This window comes from Klebsiella sp. I138 (assembly GCF_051131765.1).
Lineage (GTDB): Bacteria > Pseudomonadota > Gammaproteobacteria > Enterobacterales > Enterobacteriaceae > Klebsiella.
The window spans coordinates 3,029,406-3,047,215 of the sequence record NZ_CP180447.1; the positions used below are offsets into that span (position 1 = coordinate 3,029,406).

Sequence of the window (17,810 nt, forward strand, 5' to 3'; positions counted from 1 at the left end):
ATATGTTATCCGGGCAGTAAATTACTATGCACTTAACATTATTTCAAAGCCATTCAAACTGATGCAACCATAAATCAGGACCGCTTTATTTTTAAGTTTATAAATACCCATTCTATGTATTGCTTTAGTTTTGTGGCTGTATACTTTCTTCTCTGTCACCTGCAAATTGTGCGCAATTTGTGAAACGCTGACGCCATTCGCCAGATTATCCATAACCAGGCGTTCTGACGGTGTCAGCTTCTCGGTGATACTGAGAAGTGAATTATTTTTCACCGCCCGATGAACTGCAGCAATCATCATTGAGATGGGAATACGTCGTGAAACAATCCCATGGTGTCCGGTTAAATATTCATATCCGCAAGCGTTATTAATAAACAGACAAATTTTAATCTCTCTACCGGCCAGGCTTTGAAATATACGCCGGGCCAGCCCCATAAAGTCGACGGCCAACAAAAGTATGTCACCACGTTCAAGAACATCGAACTGCTGTTGCCAAGCCTCCGAAGCAAAAGGTAAGACAACGACCTCCTCACCAGCGTTGTTAAAAACTGACTTCACACCTAACGAGAAATAATCCTCATCTGACATGATATAAATCATTCACTGCCTCCCTGTCTGGTCCTGACTATAAGCTTTCGGAACGTGATAACCCCCGCCACACACTCTTCAACCCTGCTTAGGATTTTTCCCAAATCCATGTTGTGAATTATGTTTCACTAAATACAAAATCAAAATAATAAACTTATATTATTGAATTATTTATTGAATAATATAAAAAATAATGAATATTAAGCAATTATACAGGATTTTATCCTGCTGAGATGTGATTTTGAAGTCGACAATCCCGGCATCAGCCGTGACATTCACTGACTAATATTGTGGATAAAGAAACTTGATGCGCTTACTGAGAGGTGCAAACCAGGAAGGGTGAGCTGACCGAACTGATGAGACTGGTCTTTGGGTTAATCATGCGTATCCGAATTCTCAGTTTTTCAGAACCATGGCTTATCATGTTGACCAGGCTCAAAAACTCTTTGTCGCCAGAGGTATCAGCCGGAGCCGGAACAATTTGGTAGTCATCAAGAATAAAATCTTGCCCTTCAGAGGAGTGAACAGATTGATAATTAAAGAAAATAAATCTATCCAACGTTGCAGCGCCGCCAGCTGACTGTGACTCACCGTCCATACGGATATGCCCTCTTCCGTCGGATTCCAGAGACAGATAAAACTTCCCCCGCAAAATGGGCGGAGAAGTATTGTCCTGGAATATCTCTAAGTTGCCAGAACAGTGATAACTATCATTTTTCTGATGAAAAAAATGCCAGACAAAAAAACACTAGCGATTGCAAAGACCATCGTAGAAAACCAAAGAAATGAGATCTCTTTACGTATCATTCTACCTCCAGTTGTAGAAAAAATAATTATTGCAAAAACCGTCCGGGTTATTTCCACGAGGCGTACACTGAGTCAATAGCGTTTTTCCCAAACCTGAATTTTTAATCCTGGCGTCATAATAAAACATAAAATGATGATGCGCATCACAGCTTAATGAAAGCCCCTGCCGTACGCGAAGAAAATCCTCAACAATTTCCGGCCCCCCCCTGTTTACTAACTTGTTCTAATGAATTAACACGACAATCGGTAACCGGGAGAGTGCTAAGAAAAGGGCTAGCTAAGAATTGATGTTCATAGATAACATAGATCAGCATAAATGCTGACAATGAGAGCAAGAGAGCACCAGGAACAATATATTTAAAATAGATGCGAAAGTAGCCATTCAGAGTGGCTTGCTTTTCCCTCAGGTATAACGTCGGGGGCGGTTCTGAAAAACGGCTCTCCACAACTTTTGTAGCGCTGTCATTTTCCGGGTCATCGCTTTCATCAAAAACTTGTTCCACCTTTATATCTGGATTAAGTTGAATCCCAACACGAGGTATAGAAAGGATGAAGTCGTCAAGGCCGTACTGACGAAATGTCCGACGCAAAATACTGAGATACTGGTTAAGATTATTATAACTACCTGCTCCCACCTGACGACTCCAGACCCTTTCCCGGACGATATCACGGGTCATAACGTCTCTATCGTCAAGCAGCACAAGCAATAGCTTTGAGGCGGTTCGGGTCAGCTGGACAAAATCTTCGTCGTTATTTGTTGAGCGCAGAGTACCGTGTTGGGAGTCATAGTATACTGAATGTTGAATAATGTACTTCATAATATTTTCAATTTAATATTTAAAATATCGGAAGATCTATCCTCTTATGACAGACAGGAGCATAATCATACTCACTAAACCATACTCGGCGTAATAAAGAGGATATCGAAAAATCACTCCCAGATTTTATGATACAGGCACGTAACATAAAATGGGTGATGTGCTATCTCTAATGCAATTTTTCGACCCATGAAAAAGTCATACCGTAATATTGCATTAGCAAAAATTTCTCCCACGCTCATCGCTGAATGAAAAACAATCAAGAGATGATGTGCATTTAATCTAATAGCCATACTATCTGCTTTTGGTTTTATGGTAAACATAATTTTTTAATATGTATCACGCACTCCCGAGAGCGAGAATATGGCACCTTGATCACTTGTCAGCCAAACATCTGAACAATCGAATTCACATCATGAATTCATCACAACAGAAAAACATCTGTAGCATGTTCAGAGACAATTTCTGCCGGCTGAAGGATTATTCATCATACAGGGAGATTAGATTGAGTGGCTTCTCAAGCTGACTATATTAATACCCCCCTGTTATTAATTATTTTTGCTTCAAATATGCCCGCCATTTTTTTGCTCTGTGAGCAGAAACATAATTAAGCAGACGATGCAGGAAAACCTTACGGCGCCCCGATGGACCGTTTGCTTTCATCGGGAGAAGTGAGATCTTACATTCATCTGTTATGAGGAAAGTATTGCCATCTGGAAAAAGTCTTTCAGATTCCACCATCTGACGACTGGAGGGCCTTTTAACGGATTTGCTCCAGAACCGGCCAGACCTTCAACAATTTTTCACCATCAGAATCCGGTAGCTTAGCGTCTGCATGGCGAAAATCGAGCAACGGGCACAACCAGAGCATGCGCGGCGGCCTCCGCTATCAAAAAGCCCCCTTCGGCCAAACTGACGCTCGCGGTCAGGAATCGAAAGGGCCCAGCCTCTGATTGACTGAAATGAAAATGAGGTTACCGGCGAACCGGTTCTCCCTTTATAGAGGATAAAGGAGTACCTGGCTCAGTCCCCGGCGGGCATTCCAGCCAATATCCTGGGCATCACAACGGCTTTTGCCCGGCATCGCGTTTAAAGCCTACGGCTCTCCTCCAAATCCACGTATGAATGAGGGAATATTCCAGACGTCTTTTCGCTTAGCCTTATACCCCCTCCGCCAGTTAATGTATCACCGGCCATGTTATCTGGAATATATTTAATACAATCAAATACTCACAATTTTACTTTCACATCGGTATTTTTTACCACCGCAACAGAGGGAGATGAGCGTTTCTGTATATTTAAATGCAAGATTATTCGTATACGTTTTTAACAAGATTAACTCTTTTTCTTACTCCAGGATTCAGGATGACTGTTTAATTTACTTAACTCCTTAAAAAAACGAGCAGTATTAGATATCAACAAAAAACGGCCATCGCTCGGGCGGATTTGAAAGCACGTGATATAGGGTGAAGAATCTTCAATTGTAGATACAATACAGTCATTAGCAAGGAGCGTCTTTTTTTATAGTTTTTTTTCAGTCTCATTAGCTCGCTGAATTTTCAATAGATAATGATTGTTAACTGGCTTCCTTACGAAGCCTAAGTCATTGAAAATATTTATTTTATTTTTTCATGCGAACTTATCTGACATTTAAACATATATATAATTTGCATTTTATTATTTAGACTTGAATTTCAACAAGTAATTATTTGCAAGGCGGTACAGGCATTAAAAAAGATGCGCATTGGTTACATTACAACTTATTGACACTCGCACAACGCTGAACTATCACTAATCCAGTAGGAATGACCGCCATTAAATACCTGTACTTTCTATCGAGGGCTGCCAAAATGAATTTATTTGGTTGGGATACCGCTTATGCGGTAGATATCCGTGAAGCTAATAGTGCTCTGTCGCAAACTGCATCAACGTTAATTCCCGGATTTAATAGTGAGATTCATAGTCAGCTAGGTGATTTCAATATCGAGGTGAAATTTGGCCAATGGCAAATAGTCACGGGCGGTAGTAATGGCGCATTACTAAACCTGGAAATTAACTTCCAGACCGGGACTTTAACCTCGTCTAATAGCAGTCCAATCGATCTGGCCGGGGCGGCAGCATTAATGCAGATATCTTTGGCTTTACTTCCCTCACCAACAGACCCGGCGGTAAAGGTTCTACGGTTTGCTTTCGAAAAAGCCGGAACTCTTGGAGGACAAGGATATCCAGGGCTGGTGCTGCCGTTAGGCTTTTCAAAATTACCTCCGGCTGTGGATGTCCAGGCAATCATTCTTAATGCATTAGCGCAAGCGCTAGTAGATCATGCCAATGAACTCAGTTTTATATTTGCCTCCATTAATCCTGTCCAACCGGGAGCGGAAAGCTGGCTGGCACCGCAAAATGTTGCCTATGCATATTTTGAACTGAATAGCCCTAAACGCGGTTATCTGGTGCTATTATCAAGCGCTCAGCCAATCGATAATCTTCCCCTTATTTGCGATCCAGCACTGGTGAAGCAAGGCAGTGCCTCCTCGGGGTTTGCATTTTCGAACCAGCTTTATTTTAAAAATGTTATTTTGCCCGGATTATTGGCCTCATTACCATCTGGAACGCCAGCGGATGCCTTCGTAATTAATTCCGGGGCAGTGACTTCGCTTTCTCTCAGGCCTGGTACATCAATATCTCTTGGGGGAATGAAAGAGGCAGCAATTACCTATTACCCCAGAATGTCACGTATGGTCGCTACCGCACACAATAATTCACTCAACGTTCAGGCCAGTGGAGATTGTGATTTTTATGCTGGTTTGAGCGGTAGCTGGAATGTTACTGCCAATAATGCGTTCTATTTTAATAGCGATAATAAAACCATCAGTTTCTTATCAGATCCGAATCCAAACTCAGGCTATGACATCGATATTCCTTGGTACTGGATACCACTCGGGCCAGTTATTTATGGTATCTGTGCCGCAGTAGTCAGTCTCATTGCCCGTGGTCTGGTCAAAGATTTATCAGATAAGATCTCCGGGAATTTTTTCCCTGCCGTTCCTCCTTCATCCGTTCATTTTATTGGAGCAAGTAGTTTTGTTGCTGATTCCGTTACAATGGAAGATGCAATTGTGATGACCAGTAAATAATCTGTGGTACTCCTCAGTAAATGGTTAACTGGAGACATTTATCGTTCCAGATAGTTTAGCTACGTAAGTTCAGTGAAATACTTTCACTCGTAGTTTAATACCGTCACCAGTATTTGGGGATTAAAACAGTCATGTATTTATACAACATCATCGGAGAGTTATAGCATGAGTGAAATTAAAGATCCTGTTTCTCAAGATGACACTGCCCCCACTAAGCGTTCGGTCAGAATTCAAATTCCAGGCATTTTTGGCGCCCCGCATGTCGGCGCCGCATCGCTCGGCGCGGTTGGCCCACAATCGCCCGGCATCGCTGGCCATACGGCGTTGAGGACCGTGCAGCAAAACGATACCCTGGGATGGGATACTGTATTTGCGGTACCGGTAAAAAATGTGAATACGGCCTTTGCTGCTTCCAGGGCATACCCTGAATCATTTGATTACACGCTCAATAGTCCGATTATTAACGTCAATATTAAAGGTAAATTCGGTGCCTGGGCACTCACGACCGGGGGAAGTGGCGGAATTGTACGCATGGCGCTTCCAGTTAGTAGCGGTACTTTCACCCCCGTTGGTGGGCAGCCAATTGATATGGCGGGGGGAAAAGTCACCATTTCAGTAAATTTGGTTTATGTTCCGCAACCGCAGATACCTGAGAATGGCACACTGAATGCCCTACGGTTCAATACGCAGTCACAAAGCGGCCTTTATCCAGTAACAGTCCTGCAAGTTGAATTGCCTGCTTCCAGCGACCCAGCGGTACTGGCAACGGCCTCTGCGGCTTTTGAGGCCTATTTGAATCAAAACCTGTCCGCTTTTACCTACGTTTTTAATACTATCAACCTCAATATGGTGGCCGATAAAGAAAGTTTCCAATGGCTTAAACCGACTTACAGTAGCTACGCCTATTATGATGCTGCCAGTATTGATAACGCCGTATTTGGTGTTCTTTGTATGGTACAAGACAATGAACCGGGGACTGCGGCTAACCAACTCGGTCCAATGGCTATTCCTCCAGAATCACAATCCGGGTTTTCAGTTTCCCAGCCATTATTTATGAAACAAATGGTTTTGCCCGGTTTACCTGTAGCATTTGGTCAAAATACCACAGCAGATGACTTTAAGTTATTAGCAATCGACACCACCATTATTGCGAATAAGCAGCTTCCCACGGCCCCCGTCAAATATGGAGCAATTAACTACTACCCTAAAATTGAGCAATTTCGACTTTGGATTGATGCCGATATGGTTTGCATTTACTCGAAGGTGCACTGTCATATTTCAGCTGGCATAGACGCTTATTATGAAGAAACCTGTTATCTCTCGCTTCAGCTGGTAACGAAAGAAGATGGTACCAGCACACTGGGCTATGTCGAAGCCGCTCCCCCTAATCAAAATCACTGGGTAGATATCGCAAACTGGATTGTGATTACTCAAGTACTGATTGCATTGTTGGGCGCTGTGATCAGCACCATTGTGGGCGTTTTGGCGACAACCACCGCACGTATTGTGGCGGCCTGCGTCATTGCGGTTGTGATGGGGGCTGCTGCTATTACGGCCAGCCTGGTCGCAACTATCGTTGGTGGCGGTGTCGCAGATCATCTGCCTTCGGTTGAGGGTCTGGTGATTGATATGACCAATCCAGTCAGTTGGCCTGACGGTACAACATTTACCCCTACGCTCGCCCAACTGAATGGAACATTCCAGTTTGGTGGGAATGCATTTATCACCGCATAGGTCACCGCTGAAATAGCTACCCAATGTTAGGAGTTCATCATGTCTACTGAAACGGTATTACCCGCAGATGCTCTGTATCGTGGTGCATTACGGTTCCAATTTCCTGACCATGAGAATACCCCCTCGCTGCTCAGCGGCCAGTTAATCAATCGTTCCGAACATACCAACAAACAATTGTTGACCCGGCGCCATCGTCTGGCGACAACTTTACAAGGTGAATCGTTATATGATCCGATGACGTTTACTACCCTGGGCTGGGACACTGTTTTTGCTGTTCCGGTTGATAAAGTCAATGAGGTTTTCTCCGCCTCTGGCGAGTACCCAACAAATTTTGATTACACCCTTGTGGGGTCGTTAGTCACATTAACTATTAATGGCAACTTTGGCCCATGGTTAATTACTGCCGGCGGTACGGGTGGTTTGATGAATATGAAAATACCGGTCGCCAATGGAACGTTGACGCCACTAGGGGGCAATCCTCTCAGTATTAACGGAGCGATCGCCACAGTCCAGGTCACCTTGAAATACCTTGAGCAGCAAAATGCACAGGAAGAAAATGGTATTCCTTATAATTTAAAACTCAACCAGAGCAGTCCAGGTTCTGGCGTCGAGCCAGTCGTGGTGCTGAAAATAGATAATCCCAACTCTGGCGATGAAACGCTTAATGCATTGTTAAAAGCGGCCATTCAAGGTTATCTCAATGCCCATCTTGAGCAAATAACCTATGTTTTTAATACGGTTAATTTAAATATGAAAGCATCCAGCGGTGCTTTTGCCTGGCTTAAACCCACGACAACTGATTATGCTTATTACCAGGATACCGCAGGCAACAATAAGCTATTTGGCGTGCTATGCATGGTACTTGGTCACAGCGTTGATGGACTGGCTAACCAGATTGCCCCAGCGGCAGTCCCCGACGGGCAGCAGTCAGGTTTTTCGATCTCACAATCCATGTTTTTACAACAGATGGCCTTGCCGACCCTGGCAAATGCGTGGGATAACAATGTTGACGACAGCTACTTTCAGCTTACGGGGAATAATACCAAGATCGTCAATACCAAAGATGTCCCGATGAAGAAAATCACCTATGCCCTGAGCGATTATTATCCCGTTTGCCAACAATTCTGGATGATGGTGCAGGGTGATACGTTGGTGGTGTATATGAAAGTGCATATTCCTATATTGCCAGGTATTGATGCCTATGCAGAGTCCACCAGCTATCTGGGCGTTAAGCTAGGCAACAATGATCAAGGTGAACAAACGCTCTCATATTATGATCTGCGGCCAGCTGATAAAAATAGCTGGGTTGAAAAAGCGACATGGGTCATTATCACCGAAGTCATCGCCGGAATTATTGCTGCGTGTATTACGTTTGGCGTAGCTAAAATGCTGGAGGGTGCAGTGCGCATTGTTGTTGCGATCATTGTTGCTTTGGTTCTGGGAGTCGCTGCCGCGATACCCGAATTAATTGCGAGAATTGCAGGCAGCGGTACCACGGATAAACTCCCGTCTATTTCTGGCATGGTAACGGACGCCACTAACGCCGTCGTCTGGCCCGGCGGGCAGAATTTCGTGATAAAAACCTCATCCCTCAATGGAACATTGCAGCTTGGCGGTGATGCTTTTGCATAATGCCGTCCCTGTATTTTAAGTAGCAGGTCCTCCGGCCAGATTTAATCTATGCCGGAGGGCCCAAGGCTATTCTTAGCAAGAAGCCTACAGAATTAGCAGCGACCTGACGGTTAAAAAATAACATGTCCGCGGTATCGCCCGAAAATAGCCCGCATCGCTTATTTATAGATTGCGGCAACGCCATGCAGGCGGTTATTACCGGTGGCCGAGAGGATCTTATAAGAGGACGCCCCTTGTTCATCCGCTTTGCGCGATAGCGCATCGGATAACTCATCAAGGGTCATCGCATTGCTGGCTGAAACCACGCCGATTTTCTCTTTGCCGGCGGCATCATTGACTTGCTGAGCCGCCGATGCAGCATTAACCATACCGGTACCGATAAGCAGTGCAGAAATTAAGATCGCTTTCATATTTTATACCTCGTCAAATTAACGCTCAGAAACGTGACAGATTTCACCGCGCCAGCACTTTCTCTGGCGCGTTGCTGGATATCCTTGAAGAGAGTATACGGATCCCGCCTGACGGAGACCTGACGGCAGCCTGACATCTTTGTCAGGAAATAATGTTTACCCCAGCTCGTTGATTTAAAAACAGATTTAACTCCGTAACAAGGCCGGCGGGCTCCTCGGACAGCGGCATATTATCGCTATCCAAAATGCCATCGATGTGCCCGGGCGCGTCCGCCTGCAGGGCCGCAAATAACGGGGTGAGGTCCGTCTGCTCCACTCCCTTTTCCGCCACCAGCTCAAAGGTTTTATTTTTCGCCGCATCACTCGTGAGTGAAGAAACCAACACATTGGCAATTTGCGCACGCGCAATCACGCCATCATCCGGGTTACCGGCGTGGCGCCGATCGCCCTGTAGCAGAATGAGCCGGTGTTGATCCTCAGCGTTATAATCAAACCAGCCGGGCCTGACGATGGTATAAGGATGGCCGCTGGCGCGAACCAGTCGCTCAGCGCGCCTTTTCCAGTCATGTACCTCGGTACGTTGGTTCCAGCTACTGAGCCGCTCTGTCACCCCAATTGTCGACATCAGCGCAATGCGTACCCGGGAATGGTTGAGCAGCCGCAGAATATTGCGCACGCCGCCATAATCAATAGCCCGCGCGCCGATACGCCCCTGGCCATCGGAACCGAGCGTAAAAATCACCGCATCAATTCCTTTCACGGCATCCGTTAATGTCTCAGGCAGTGCCACATCGCCGTAGCAGATCTCTACCGTCTTCGGTAGCTGCTTCACTTTCTGACGATTTCGGACTAATGCCCGGGGTTGATGCCCCATCTTAATCACGCGGTCGACGACATGACGACCCACGCTGCCGGTCGCGCCGGCAATCAATATTTTCATAGGAAACCTTCTGTAATATTCAAAGAACCAGCACTGAAAACAGGATATCAATTGCCATTGTTCTCAGTAACGGGGCTAAAATGATTGCGTCTATGAGCCTCTCTCATAAGTTTTGCCCACGGCTGGCCGTGCTAAATAAGGAAATCGCCAATGCTTAAAGAAAACTTCAATGAACTGCAGATCTTCCTGGTGGTGGCCAGAGAAAGAAGTTTTACCCGGGCAGCCGGTAAGCTTGGCGTGTCGCAATCGGCACTCAGTCACGCCATGAAGGCGCTGGAAGAGCGTTTAAATATGCGACTTCTGACGCGAACCACCCGCAGCGTTGCCCCCACGGAGGCCGGAGAGCGTATCATTGCCTGTCTTGAGCCCCGTCTCGCGGATCTTGAGCAAGAGCTGGAAACGTTGATTCAGATGAACGGAACGGCATCAGGCAATATTCGTCTGTCGGCGGGAGAGCACGCCGCACGAAACCTCGTATGGCCCAAACTCAAACCGTTTCTGCGAGAATATCCGGAAATTAATGTCGAGCTGGTGGTGGATAACGGTTTTGTGAATATTGTGGATGGCCGTTTCGATGCCGGCGTCCGGCTCGGCGAAAGCGTCGATAAAGACATGGTGGCGGTCAGAATCGGGCCGGATATGCGCATGGCGGTCGTGGCCTCACCGGACTATTTTTCCGCCAACGGCGCACCTGAAACGCCTCATGAATTGCAGCACCATCGCTGCATTAACATGCGTTTGCCAACCGCCGGCGGCCTGTATCACTGGGAGTTCGAGCGCGATGGCAAACCGCTTCGCGTACGGGTTGAAGGGCAGTTGACGTTTAACCTGCTGTCAGAACGGCTGGATGCAGTGCTGTCCGGATTTGGCATCGCCTGTGTCCCGGAAGATGTCATAGTGGAACACGTGAAGTCCGGTGCGCTCATTCAGGTCCTCGACGCGTGGTGCCCCTCGTTTCCCGGCTATTACCTCTACTATCCCAGCAGGAAGCAGCACCCACCCGCGTTTGCATTGATGATTGATGCGCTGCGCTATACGGAATAACAGGCCGGCGGTTTCCCGCCAGCCCGTGATCTGTTACCGCCCTACTCGTGCCTGAAGCGCAGCAGGGTAGCGCTCACCGACGATTTTCACCGTATCGAGCGCCTGGGTAATCTGCTGCAAATCACTCGGCGAAAGGACAACCTCAGCGGCACCCAAATTCTCCTCCAGCCGGTGCAGTTTGGTGGTCCCCGGGATAGGCACAATCCAAGATTTTTGCGCCAGCAGCCATGCCAGTGCGATTTGCGCCGACGTGACGCCTTTATCTGCGGCAAGTTCACCCAGCAGCGCAATCAGCCGTTCGTTCGCCGCGATCGCCTCGGTGGCAAAACGCGGTACTTTGCTACGAAAATCATCCGCACCAAAGGTCGCACCGGGCTTAATCGCGCCGGTTAAAAAACCTTTTCCTAGCGGGCTGAAGGGCACAAACCCGATCCCGAGTTCCTCCAGCAGCGGTAATATCGCGTGCTCAGGATCGCGCCACCACATTGAGTATTCGCTCTGCAACGCGGTAACCGGCTGTACGGCATGTGCACGACGAATCGTCTCAACGCCGGCCTCCGAAAGACCAAAGTGTTTCACCTTACCTTCCGCAATCAGATCGTTGACGGTACCGGCCACATCCTCGATGGGGACATCCGGGTCGACGCGGTGCTGGTAAAGCAGATCGATGACATCCGTTTTGAGGCGCCGCAGCGAACCTTCAACCGCTTCACGGATATGCTCCGGGCGGCTGTTTAAGATCTGCTGCTTGTTGTCATCCCCGAAGGTAAAACCAAATTTGGTGGCGATCACCACCCGGTCACGAAACGGTTTTAACGCCTCGCCGACCACCTCTTCATTGAGATACGGGCCATAGACCTCTGCGGTATCGAAAAAGGTCACTCCGCGTTCCACGGCAGCACGAATCAGTTCAACGGCCTGTCGGGTATCCGTAGCCGGACCGTAACCATAGCTGAGCCCCATACAGCCCAGTCCAAGGGCCGACACTTCAAGGCCCGACTTACCGAGATAACGTTTTTGCATTAACAACTTCCTCGTTTGTTATGGCGTTATACATCGAGCTTACGACCGGCCAGCCATTCCACCATGGCCGGATCGCGATGGGAGAAGAAGGCGCTGGTCGCGGTGTCGAGTGCGGTGATTTGCAGCATGTCTTGCGCGCTGAGCTCAAAGTCGAGGATATTGATGTTCTCCTCCATTCGCGCCCTGCGTACCGATTTCGCCAGCGAGACAATTCCCCGCTGGAACAACCAGCGTAAAACCACCTGGCCGACGCTTTTGCCATACTTCTCACCCATCGCGGCCAGTACCGGATGCTGGAACAGGCCGTTTTTCCCTTCGGCGAAAGGCGCCCATGCTTCAGGCTGAATACCGCGACTCTGCATCCACGGCGCCGCATGTAGCTGCTGATTGAACGGGTTCACTTCGATTTGGTTGACCGCCGGCACGACCTGGTTAAATGCCATCAGGTCAGCGAGTCGGTCCGGATGGAAGTTGCTCACGCCTATGGCGCGGATTTTCCCTGCCTGCTGCAGCTCTTCCATGGCGCGCCACGCGCCGTGCACATCCCCGTAAGGCTGATGAATCAGGTAGAGATCGACATAATCCAGCTGCAGGCGATTCAGCGAGCGTTCAAACTGCGCTTTCGCCCCTTCATAGCTGGTGCCCTGCAGCCACAGTTTTGTGGTGACGAAAAGATCGCTACGCGCAATACCGCTCTGCTTCAGCGCGTTACCCACCTGGGTTTCATTCTGGTAGGAAGCGGCGGTATCAATCAGTCGGTAACCGACGTCGAGGGCGTCCAGTACGGCGCGCTCGCACTCCGCGGCATCCGTCATCTGGAAGACACCAAAACCCAGCAGGGGCATCTCAATCCCGTTATTCAGTTTTACCGTTTGCATGACGTTTTCCTTCAGCTGTTGTGTGGGAAAAGCATAACTCAGGGGGATTTATTTGATTAGAGGGCCTAATTTACTAGGGTTAATTAGCAGGGCTCATTAATCAGACCATCGAACCCTGCCGTATCACCGCGTTATTGTAGATGCTTTTCTTGCAGGAACCGGCTGACCAGGTCGGCAATCTGCACGTTGTTGCGATCGGAGAAGGGGAAATGAGTATTGCCTGTGATACCGATTGCCGGTAAATGGATGACCGTGACATCCCCGCCATGCTTATTCACCACGTCGCGCCATTCCCGGGCCATGGCCAGGCGCACCCGCCAGCTATCCTGCGCGGGCATCGCCACCGGTTTATCCGGGATGTTGTCGCCGTAAATGATCAGAACCGGGATTTTCGTCAGCGCCATAAACTGCTTTACAGGCACCGGCTCCCCTTTCAGGGTATCGAACGCGCTCGGCATCGGGGCGGGTAATTCGTTGTCCGGGAAGACAAAGCTGCTGCCCGGTTCAAAAGCCACAATGGCTTTGACCTTGTCATTTTTCATCGCCGTATACCAACCCGGTCCACCGCCTTGCGAATGGGTGAAGAGGATGGCCGGACCGGATTTATCCACCACAGCCGACATTGCATCGGAAATGACGTTGATATCGAACGGACCGGTATTGGGGGTCATCTGGCGAAAATACTGATTTAGCGCTTCTTTGTCGTGAGAGAACTGCACGCCTTTAAAATAGTCCGGCCAGATGCCCACGCGGAACTGATTAAACCACAGCTGTTCATCCGCTTTTGGTACCACCGTGCCTTCCACCATGCTGCGCCCGGCAGCGCCCCGACGAGGCTGGTCGACAAGGTAAGTCGAGAACCCACGACGCAGGAAAATATTCTGAAAGCCTTCGCGACCGTCCGGCGTACTTTGCCAGGTACGCGAAGACTGCCCGGCACCATGCAGCATCACAATCGCGTAGCGATGTGGATGTTCCGGGATTTGGTAAAACACCGAGGCGTGGTCGCCGTGCCAGGTCTGGCCAGCGGCATCCAGCGGTTTTTTCGCGTCAAAGGTTCCGGGCGTGCGGTTCATCGTTCCACCGGCGGAAAAACTGCCTTGCGCCTGAATCACCAGCGGCTCGCCATACGCGGCGTTTATTGCCGGGCCGCTGGCCATCGAACACAGCGCCAGCGTGCTTATCAGCACACTACGGGTGAAGTTGTGTTTATCTGACATACTGCCCTCCTTGGGTTATTGGACATCAGCAAGCGCCTGCCGCAATGCCTGTTCCGCGCGTGCAGCGGCATCGTCTTCTCCCCTCTCACGCAGCCCCTGTGACAGCTGTCGTAGTTGCCCGGCAGTCAACCCAACCCGCAGGCTGGCCCGGGTATGCGACAGCAGCTGCGCTTCCACGCCAGGCGTCGCCGCTAACGCGCCGACCGTCGCCAGCTCACGGCTCTGCCAGTCGAGGTTATCGCGGGCAAAAATGTCGCCAAACAGGTGGGTTTGCAGGAACTGATTAATCACCGGGGCAAATTCAAACAGAGGGCCCTGGACAGGGGCGCCTGAGATTTTGGTCTGGTTTGCGGTACCGACGCGACGCAGCTCATCCCCGACAGGGATAGACGCGACCGGTTCTTTCCCCTCCACATCCTGGATGCCACGTTGTTGACGTGCTTCGACGACCTTCATCAGTTCATTAAGCGCATTCAGGCTACGAGGGAAGCCCGTATAGGCGTACAGCTGCACGAGAATTTCTTTGCTTTCATTGATCGTCAGTCCCGCATCCAGCCCCTGATTCAGCGCCGCGTTAAGCTTTGCCATCTGGCTGCTGGCCATATACGCGGCAATAAGTGGTATGGACTGCTGGCGAGCTGACAGCGTATCTGAAACGCTTTGTTCCTGGCTCATTTCTGCGGCTCCTTTGTTGGCTGGCGCAGCATGAGCGGTGAGATGCCCACCCAGCAGCATCAGCACCGCCGTCAGTGTCTTAATGCGCGTGGTATTGGTCATCGCTCACCTTCTCCATCCAGTTAACGCTTTTGCCATCAACGATACCGGTCAACGCCAGATGCGTCATGGCGCTGCCGGGGGCGGCACCATGCCAGTGCTTCACTCCGGGAGGGCATGACACCACATCGCCGGTGCGAATAACCTGTACCGGCTGGCCCTCCTGTTGAGTCAGACCGATGCCGGACGTCACAATCAGCCGTTGACCTGCGGGATGCGTATGCCAGGCTGAACGTGCACCCGGCTCAAAGGTGACGTAGGCGCCGGAAACAGGGATGTCTTTATCCGGCTGGAAGAGCGGATCGACCCGGACCCGCCCGGTAAAATATTCCGCCGCGCCGTACACCGCACTCTGGCTCCCGGCAGGCGCGATCTGCACAGGCTGCTGAGCGAAAGAACAAAAGGTAAGAAGAGGAAGTAACAGTCCGAGGTAACGTTTTTTTCCAGTCATGCAAGGCGTCCTTTTTATCGAAGAAATCAGGTCTGCGTTGCCATGATTCTAGCGAGGACGAGATGTCGTCAGGCTGACGAGCGCCTGACAATTCTGTCAGCGGGATCGCCCGGATGGGCCGCTTTGCTTCGCGCAGCGTCATAATGCGGCGACAGGGCGAAGGTGATGCCAAACGTATTGATTCCCCCCTCGCTTCGGGCAAAGACGTCTCCCCGGTGCATAATCGCCACGGCGCGCACGATAGACAGGCCCAGGCCGTGGTGGGTATCGCTTTTCGCGCGCGAAGAGTCAACCCGATAAAAACGTTCAAACAGGCGATGCAAATGCCCCGGCGCAATCGGCTCACCGGGATTAGAAACCGCAACGCAGGCCTGATTATCCCGTTCGCTTAAGGTGACGGTAATCGTACTGCGGGGCGGTGAATGCCGGGCGCTGTTTTCCAGCAGATTGGCCAGCGAGCGATGAAACAGACGCCGGTCTATATGGGCTGTCGCCTCACCGTCAACTTCCAGGGAGAGCTGTTTTTCGGCGAATGAGGGTTCGACATACTCGGCTGTTTTCAGCGTTTCCTCACGCAGGGAGACGCGCGTCAGCTGGGAGGCATGATCCCCCGCGTGAGCGTGCGACAGGAACAGCATATCGTTAACGATCGACGCCATCCGTTCGAGTTCTTCCAGGTTTGAACCCAGCAGCTCCTCCAGCTCTTCAGGTGAGCGGCGGCGTGCCAGCCCTAGCTGCGTCTGGCCAATGAGGTTGGTCAGCGGCGTACGCAGTTCATGCGCCACATCGGCGTTAAAGCTTTCAAGCTGCCGCCACGCGATTTCCTGACGCTCAAGTACGCCGTTAAATGATGATGCCAGCGGCTGGAGCTCTTCGGGCAATGCGCCGGTATCCAGGCGCTGACCGTGATCGCCGGGCTCCAGATGCCGTGCCTGGTAGCTTAACGCCCCGACCGGGCGCAGGCCGATTCTTGACACCGCATACCCCAGCACCGCGACAATCAGTACCCCCAACGCGGTGATAATCAGCAGCGTGTGGGTGAACGCATCCAGCGTCCCCATGTAAGGCGTTGAATCAATGGCCACCACATAGCGCAGTGCCGGCCTTTCGCCATTGGCCGGAATGGTTTTTACCAGCAGGAACAGCGAGCAGGCATGATCCGACGCGCCGGGGACCTGGTTGAAACCTTCCCGCAAGGCCTCCCACTGCACGCCAACCGGCGGCGTACCGCCCACGCTAAAGCGGGGATCGTCGCTGACTATCCAGTAGCGCACCCGCTCCCCTTCTGAGCTCGCCAGCACGGTGAATTTGTTGGCCAGCGTTGACCAGCCGTCGGCCGAGGTGCGCGCCGTTATCCAGGGGCTCATCAAGGATTCGCGAAAGTGCAGCTCGTTATGCATCTGCTTTTGCAGCGAGTCGTGCAGCGAACTTCTCAGCAGAATGCCAATCGTCGAAACAATCAATAAGGCAGAGAGCGCGAACATCAACGCCATATGGACCGAGATTGAGCGCCTGAACATACTTGACTCCTTCACTTAATTCTCGGCTTCAGGGCGGACTTCAAGGACATAGCCCATTCCGCGAACGGTATGCAGCAATTTGACGTCGAACGGCGCATCCACCTTGGCGCGCAGGCGCTTGATGGCCACCTCCACGACATTGGCATCGCTGTCGAAATTCATATCCCAGACCTGCTCGGCAATCATCATTTTCGACAAAATCTCCCCCTGGTGACGCGCCAGCAGGCTCAGTAAAGAGAACTCTTTCGCCGTCAGCTCCAGCCGGATCCCGGCGCGAAACACCCGGCGGGCCAGCAGGTCAAGGTGCAAATCGTGAATGTGCAACTGCGTGATATCGGCACCGTCCGTTGTCCGACGACGGACCAGCGCCTGGATACGGGCCACCAGCTCAATCAGTGAAAAAGGTTTCGGGAGGTAGTCATCGGCGCCGAGGCGAAGACCTTTCACGCGTTCGTCTACCGAGCCGCGCGCGGAAAGCATCAGTACCGGCGTTTGCTTGCTGGCCCGAATGCCTTCCAGCACCCGATAGCCGTCCATACCCGGCAGCATGACGTCGAGGATGATGGCGTCATAATCAAACTCGAGCGCATAGTGCAGGCCTTCGGCTCCGTTTGCGGAGACATCAACTGTAAATCCGGACTCACCCAGCGCACGGTTCAGGTAAGTCGATGTTTTTTCTTCATCTTCAACTAACAACAGGCGCATCTTCTTTCCTTTTCGTTGGCGGCAGCCTGAGTACAGTGGCGATGTTAACGTTTCCCGCCCGACATCTGGCTGACATTTTTCTGACATTCCTGTCAGCTATGGGAAGCTGACAGAATTGTTATGTCCCTGTCA

16 protein-coding genes are annotated in these 17,810 nt (G+C 50.3%); 4 read left to right on the forward strand and 12 right to left on the reverse strand.

Features of this window, described 5'->3' with window-relative positions:
- Positions 1-24: 24 nt before the first annotated feature.
- The 3 genes from ACMYSK_RS14155 to ACMYSK_RS14165 form a co-directional block, all read right to left on the reverse strand.
- Positions 25-600 (reverse strand): LuxR C-terminal-related transcriptional regulator, encoded by a 576-nt coding sequence (locus tag ACMYSK_RS14155; protein ID WP_434636177.1) that lies wholly within the window; start codon positions 598-600, stop codon positions 25-27.
- Positions 601-901: 301 nt separating this feature from the next.
- Positions 902-1,186, reverse strand: coding sequence for a hypothetical protein (locus ACMYSK_RS14160; RefSeq protein ID WP_434636179.1), 285 nt, complete (start codon positions 1,184-1,186; stop codon positions 902-904).
- Positions 1,187-1,580: 394 nt separating this feature from the next.
- Complete coding sequence (locus ACMYSK_RS14165) at positions 1,581-2,213, reverse strand: winged helix-turn-helix domain-containing protein (protein ID WP_434636181.1); 633 nt, start codon at positions 2,211-2,213, stop codon at positions 1,581-1,583.
- A 1,850-nt stretch (positions 2,214-4,063) separates the two neighbouring features.
- Here ACMYSK_RS14165 and ACMYSK_RS14170 point away from each other — a divergent pair.
- The 3 genes from ACMYSK_RS14170 (at position 4,064) to ACMYSK_RS14180 (ending at position 8,713) form a co-directional block, all read left to right on the forward strand.
- The gene (locus ACMYSK_RS14170) at positions 4,064-5,347 is read left to right on the forward strand and encodes a TULIP family P47-like protein (protein WP_434636183.1); all 1,284 of its coding nucleotides are present in this window, start codon (positions 4,064-4,066) and stop codon (positions 5,345-5,347) included.
- Positions 5,348-5,512: 165 nt separating this feature from the next.
- Positions 5,513-7,081 (forward strand): TULIP family P47-like protein, encoded by a 1,569-nt coding sequence (locus ACMYSK_RS14175; RefSeq protein ID WP_434636186.1) that lies wholly within the window; start codon positions 5,513-5,515, stop codon positions 7,079-7,081.
- A 39-nt stretch (positions 7,082-7,120) separates the two neighbouring features.
- The gene (locus ACMYSK_RS14180; protein WP_434636189.1) at positions 7,121-8,713 is read left to right on the forward strand and encodes a TULIP family P47-like protein; all 1,593 of its coding nucleotides are present in this window, start codon (positions 7,121-7,123) and stop codon (positions 8,711-8,713) included.
- Between the two features lie 158 nt (positions 8,714-8,871).
- On the opposite strand, the gene ACMYSK_RS14185 is transcribed toward ACMYSK_RS14180, so the two are convergent.
- Together ACMYSK_RS14185 and ACMYSK_RS14190 are read right to left on the reverse strand one after the other, a co-directional pair.
- Positions 8,872-9,123, reverse strand: a complete 252-nt coding sequence (locus ACMYSK_RS14185) for a DUF1471 domain-containing protein (protein ID WP_434636191.1) — start codon at positions 9,121-9,123, stop codon at positions 8,872-8,874.
- A gap of 142 nt (positions 9,124-9,265) precedes the next feature.
- Entirely contained in the window at positions 9,266-10,063 is a 798-nt protein-coding gene (locus ACMYSK_RS14190) for an SDR family oxidoreductase (RefSeq protein WP_434636193.1), read from the reverse strand.
- A 150-nt stretch (positions 10,064-10,213) separates the two neighbouring features.
- Between ACMYSK_RS14190 and ACMYSK_RS14195 the strand changes: the two genes are divergently transcribed.
- Positions 10,214-11,107: a LysR family transcriptional regulator gene (locus ACMYSK_RS14195; protein WP_434636196.1), complete on the forward strand. Its 894-nt coding sequence runs from the start codon at positions 10,214-10,216 to the stop codon at positions 11,105-11,107.
- A 33-nt stretch (positions 11,108-11,140) separates the two neighbouring features.
- Here the strand turns inward: ACMYSK_RS14195 and ACMYSK_RS14200 are convergent, their stop codons facing one another.
- The 7 genes from ACMYSK_RS14200 to ACMYSK_RS14230 all read right to left on the reverse strand — a co-directional run bounded on the left by ACMYSK_RS14200 (position 11,141) and on the right by ACMYSK_RS14230 (position 17,678).
- Positions 11,141-12,130, reverse strand: coding sequence for an aldo/keto reductase (locus tag ACMYSK_RS14200; RefSeq protein WP_434636199.1), 990 nt, complete (start codon positions 12,128-12,130; stop codon positions 11,141-11,143).
- 26 nt (positions 12,131-12,156) lie between these two features.
- Positions 12,157-13,008 carry an aldo/keto reductase gene (locus tag ACMYSK_RS14205; RefSeq protein WP_434636201.1) on the reverse strand — a complete coding sequence of 284 codons (852 nt, stop codon included), beginning with the start codon at positions 13,006-13,008 and terminating at the stop codon, positions 12,157-12,159.
- 131 nt (positions 13,009-13,139) lie between these two features.
- A complete protein-coding gene (locus tag ACMYSK_RS14210) occupies positions 13,140-14,228 on the reverse strand; it encodes an alpha/beta hydrolase (RefSeq protein WP_434636204.1) in 1,089 nt (362 codons plus the stop codon).
- Positions 14,229-14,243: 15 nt separating this feature from the next.
- Positions 14,244-15,005 (reverse strand): carboxymuconolactone decarboxylase family protein, encoded by a 762-nt coding sequence (locus ACMYSK_RS14215; RefSeq protein ID WP_434636206.1) that lies wholly within the window; start codon positions 15,003-15,005, stop codon positions 14,244-14,246.
- A complete protein-coding gene (locus tag ACMYSK_RS14220; protein WP_434636209.1) occupies positions 14,983-15,453 on the reverse strand; it encodes a (R)-mandelonitrile lyase in 471 nt (156 codons plus the stop codon). The genes ACMYSK_RS14215 and ACMYSK_RS14220 overlap by 23 nt, the downstream gene beginning before the upstream one ends.
- Before the next feature lie 68 nt (positions 15,454-15,521).
- Positions 15,522-16,973, reverse strand: coding sequence for a heavy metal sensor histidine kinase (locus ACMYSK_RS14225; protein ID WP_434636212.1), 1,452 nt, complete (start codon positions 16,971-16,973; stop codon positions 15,522-15,524).
- Between the two features lie 15 nt (positions 16,974-16,988).
- Positions 16,989-17,678 (reverse strand): heavy metal response regulator transcription factor, encoded by a 690-nt coding sequence (locus tag ACMYSK_RS14230; RefSeq protein WP_434636214.1) that lies wholly within the window; start codon positions 17,676-17,678, stop codon positions 16,989-16,991.
- Positions 17,679-17,810: the final 132 nt, after the last annotated feature.

Bases quoted from the DNA above. Each gene is read 5' to 3' on its own strand.
- ACMYSK_RS14200 (WP_434636199.1), bottom strand. From the start codon at position 12,130: ATGCAAAAACGTTATCTCGGTAAGTCGGGCCTTGAAGTGTCGGCCCTT.
- ACMYSK_RS14205 (WP_434636201.1), bottom strand. From the start codon at position 13,008: ATGCAAACGGTAAAACTGAATAACGGGATTGAGATGCCCCTGCTGGGT.
- ACMYSK_RS14225 (WP_434636212.1), bottom strand. From the start codon at position 16,973: ATGTTCAGGCGCTCAATCTCGGTCCATATGGCGTTGATGTTCGCGCTC.
- ACMYSK_RS14165 (WP_434636181.1), bottom strand. From the start codon at position 2,213: ATGAAGTACATTATTCAACATTCAGTATACTATGACTCCCAACACGGT.
- ACMYSK_RS14160 (WP_434636179.1), bottom strand. From the start codon at position 1,186: ATGGACGGTGAGTCACAGTCAGCTGGCGGCGCTGCAACGTTGGATAGA.
- ACMYSK_RS14195 (WP_434636196.1), top strand. From the start codon at position 10,214: ATGCTTAAAGAAAACTTCAATGAACTGCAGATCTTCCTGGTGGTGGCC.
- ACMYSK_RS14175 (WP_434636186.1), top strand. From the start codon at position 5,513: ATGAGTGAAATTAAAGATCCTGTTTCTCAAGATGACACTGCCCCCACT.
- ACMYSK_RS14155 (WP_434636177.1), bottom strand. From the start codon at position 600: ATGATTTATATCATGTCAGATGAGGATTATTTCTCGTTAGGTGTGAAG.
- ACMYSK_RS14180 (WP_434636189.1), top strand. From the start codon at position 7,121: ATGTCTACTGAAACGGTATTACCCGCAGATGCTCTGTATCGTGGTGCA.
- ACMYSK_RS14230 (WP_434636214.1), bottom strand. From the start codon at position 17,678: ATGCGCCTGTTGTTAGTTGAAGATGAAGAAAAAACATCGACTTACCTG.
- ACMYSK_RS14210 (WP_434636204.1), bottom strand. From the start codon at position 14,228: ATGTCAGATAAACACAACTTCACCCGTAGTGTGCTGATAAGCACGCTG.
- ACMYSK_RS14215 (WP_434636206.1), bottom strand. From the start codon at position 15,005: ATGACCAATACCACGCGCATTAAGACACTGACGGCGGTGCTGATGCTG.
- ACMYSK_RS14220 (WP_434636209.1), bottom strand. From the start codon at position 15,453: ATGACTGGAAAAAAACGTTACCTCGGACTGTTACTTCCTCTTCTTACC.
- ACMYSK_RS14185 (WP_434636191.1), bottom strand. From the start codon at position 9,123: ATGAAAGCGATCTTAATTTCTGCACTGCTTATCGGTACCGGTATGGTT.
- ACMYSK_RS14170 (WP_434636183.1), top strand. From the start codon at position 4,064: ATGAATTTATTTGGTTGGGATACCGCTTATGCGGTAGATATCCGTGAA.
- ACMYSK_RS14190 (WP_434636193.1), bottom strand. From the start codon at position 10,063: ATGAAAATATTGATTGCCGGCGCGACCGGCAGCGTGGGTCGTCATGTC.